Source organism: Massilia sp. UBA6681 (assembly GCF_002454935.1).
Taxonomy (GTDB): Bacteria; Pseudomonadota; Gammaproteobacteria; order Burkholderiales; family Burkholderiaceae_D; genus Telluria; species Telluria varians.
In genome coordinates, this window is record NZ_DKJX01000061.1 from 1 (window position 1) to 3,234 (window position 3,234).

At 69.6% G+C, this 3,234-nt stretch carries 3 protein-coding genes and 1 riboswitch; of the genes, 2 read left to right on the top strand and 1 reads right to left on the bottom strand.

The features are described 5' to 3' along the window. Positions 1-2,023: putative bifunctional diguanylate cyclase/phosphodiesterase (locus B2R83_RS10145; RefSeq protein ID WP_292040711.1), on the top strand; the 2,023-nt coding region annotated here is incomplete at its 5' end. Positions 2,024-2,027: 4 nt separating this feature from the next. Further along, positions 2,028-2,219: riboswitch (yybP-ykoY riboswitch) on the top strand. After that, entirely contained in the window at positions 2,220-2,783 is a 564-nt protein-coding gene (locus tag B2R83_RS10150) for a manganese efflux pump MntP family protein (protein ID WP_027867031.1), read from the top strand. Positions 2,784-2,792: 9 nt separating this feature from the next. On the opposite strand, the gene B2R83_RS10155 is transcribed toward B2R83_RS10150, so the two are convergent. Further along, positions 2,793-3,234: gluconate 2-dehydrogenase subunit 3 family protein (locus B2R83_RS10155; protein WP_292040714.1), on the bottom strand; the 442-nt coding region annotated here is incomplete at its 5' end.

A 3,234-nucleotide genomic window follows, 5' to 3' on the forward strand; every position in this document is an offset into this window, starting at 1 on the left:
CGGCGGCGCCAGGCTGCTGCCGGCGCGCGCGGAGCTGTGGGCGGGCGACCACGGCGTGCGCCTGGTGCAGGGGCAAGATGGTTTCGCCGACGGCCAGGCGCGCGTGCTCGGCTGGCGCCACTCGAGTGCCTATCCGCTGGTGGCCCTGGTCGGCCTGTCGCACGCCAATGCCCTGGACGCTGCGCAGGCGGCCTGGATCGACAGCCGCGACCGCGCCATCGCCATCGGCGCCTGCCTGCTGCTGCTGGGTGCAGCCGGTTCGGTGCTGGCGCGGCGCGCCGTGCTGCGCGAGCGCGAGCAGGAAGAGGTACAGCGCGCCTACCGCACCGCCACCGAAAGCGGCAACGACGGCTTCTACATGGCCGCCGCCGTGCGCGACCGCGAAGGCGACATCACGGACTTTCGCATCGTCGACTGCAACGAGCGCGGCGCCTTCTTCTACGGGCTGACGCGCGCCACCCTGGTGGGCAGCAGCCTGTCGCAGGTCGACAGCGCCCTGTTCGGCGAAGCCCTGCTCGACACTTACCGCAAGGCGATGGACAGCGGCTTTTACGAGGACGACCGCAAGATGCCCCTGGACAACCGCCTGAACATCAGCTGGGGACGCCGGCGCCTGGTGCGGGTGGGGAACGGGCTGGCGGTGACGCTGCAGGACATCAGCGAGCGCAAGGCCCACGAGACCCAGCTGGAGCGCCTGGCCAACGAGGACGTGCTGACCGGCCTGGCCACGCGCCACGCTTTCCTGGCCGCGATGCCGGCGATCCTGGCGCAGGCGCGCGGCAGCGAGGCCGGCCTGGCCTTGCTGTTCATCGACCTCGACGAATTCAAGCAGGTCAACGATACCCACGGCCACGCCACCGGCGACCTGCTGCTCAAGAGCGCGGCGGGGCGCCTGCTGTCGCTGCTGCGACCGACGGACCGGGTGGCGCGCTTCGGCGGCGACGAGTTCCTGGTGCTGCTGCATCCCTGCGAGGGCGAGCGCCAGGCCGCCTCGGTGGCGGCGCGCATCGTCGAGGCCTTCGGCGTGCCTTTCCTGATCGGCGAGGAGCTGCACGCGGTGGGCGCCTCGATCGGCATCAGCATGTTCCCGCGCGACGGCCAGGACGCCGAGACCCTGGTGCGCCACAGCGACATCGCCATGTACGCCGGGAAGAACGAGGGCAAGGGCCAGTACCGCTTCTTCGATCCGGCGCTGTCGAACGGCCTGAACGCGCGCGCCCGCCTGAAGCAGCGCATGCTCGAAGCGATCGAGCACGACCAGTTCCTGCTGCACTACCAGCCGCGCGTGGACGCCCGCAGCGGCGAGCTGCTGAGCATGGAGGCGCTGGTGCGCTGGCGCCATCCGGAACTGGGCCTGGTGGCGCCGGGCGAATTCATCCCGCTGGCGGAAAGCACCGGCCTGATCCGCAACATCGGCGAGATCGTGATCGACAAGGCCTGCGCCCAGCTGGCCGCCTGGCGCGAGGCGGGCGCCGACCTGGTGCCGGTCTCGATCAACGTCTCGCCCAAGCAGTTCCTGCGCGGCGGCGTGCAGCGCCATCTGAGCGGCGCGATGGCGCGCCATCGCGTGCCGGCCAGCCTGATCGAGATCGAGATCACCGAGTCGGCCATGATGGGTGACCACGACGAGATCCTGGCCGAGCTGGCCGCGCTGCGCGCCCTCGGCGTCAAGCTGCACGTGGACGATTTCGGCACCGGCTACTCCTCGCTGTCGCAGCTGCAGCGCCTGAAGATGGACGTGCTGAAGGTGGACCGCGCCTTCACCACGGAACTGGGCAACTCGAAGGAGGGCAGGGTGTTCTTCCAGGCGATCGTGTCGATGGCCCACGCGCTCGGCATGTCCGTGGTGGCCGAAGGCGTCGAGACCGAGGAGCAGCTCGAGATCCTGCGCGGCCTGGATTGCAACGAGGTGCAGGGCTATTACATCGCGCGCCCGGTGCCGGCCGGCGAGATGTTGCAGATGATGGGGCGGCGCTTCCTGTTGGCGCCCGGTTCGCTTGCGCCGGAGGTTGTTTCCTTCTAGAATGCCCACACCCTGTGGGGAGTAGCCTCCTCCTGCGCAATGCGGGAGGGCCCGTGTCAACATACTCGCTTCACTCAGTTTCTGATGCTGAAGCGTGGCGCGGGCGACCTAGCGGTTGGCGAGACCATCGGCCCATCCGCGCCATTGTCGGGCGTGCGGGTGCGCCTTTGTGTTTTTGTCCGACCGGAACCCCAGCATGACTTTCACCGCCCTCGTATTCCTCGCCCTCGCCATGTCGACCGACGCCTTTGCCGCGGCGATCGCGAAAGGCGCCGCCCTGCGCAATCCCGGCCTGCCGCAGGCGCTGCGGATCGGCCTGCTGTTCGGCTGCATCGAGACCATCACCCCGCTGATCGGCTGGGCCCTGGGTTCGCTGGCCGCCGACGCGATCCGCCAGTGGGACCACTGGATCGCCTTCTTCCTGCTGCTGGGCCTGGGCGGGCGCATGCTGTGGCTGTCCTTCGGCGACGAGGAAGAAGAGGAGGAGCGCGCCGGCTCGCAGAACTTCCTGGTGCTGGTGCTGACCGCGGTGGCCACCAGCATCGATGCGATGGCGGTCGGGGTCGGACTGGCTTTCGTGGACGTCTCGATCGTGCATGCGGCGGTGGCGATCGGCATTGCCACCACCGTGATGGTCACCATCGGCGTGCTGCTCGGGCGGCGCCTGGGCGCGGCGGTGGGGCGCAATGCGGAGCGCATCGGCGGGGTGGTGCTGGTGCTGGTCGGCACGACCATCCTGATCGAACACCTGTCGCAGTAAGGCTCCAGGCTAGGTCGCCCAGCGCCTGTCGCCCTTGGCATACCGGATCCGGCGATACGTGCCCGGAACCGGATCGTAGCGCAGGGCCTGGGTGGCCCCGATTTCCGAAGTCAGGTAGCCGTGCACGGTCAGGCGCTTGAGCATGGCGACCATGTTGGCGCCGGCCGGCTCGAGGCTCCAGCGGGTCAGGAAAGCCAGCTTCTGCGCCTCGCTCAGCGCGCAGAAACCCTTGCCATGTTCCTGGGTGCAGGCTGCTTCCAGCGCATCGAGCCCGCGCACGAAGGCGTGCGCCTCGTCCAGCGGCCAGCAGGTATTGACCGTGGCGAGCATGTACAGGCCGATCGCCGCCGCGCGCGCGCCGCCCAGGCCGGGCGTTGCCGGCACGATGGTCTCGCCCAGGTCGTCGAGCAGCAGCACGTCGCGCGCAGCGAGCGCGCTGCGCTGGGCGCCG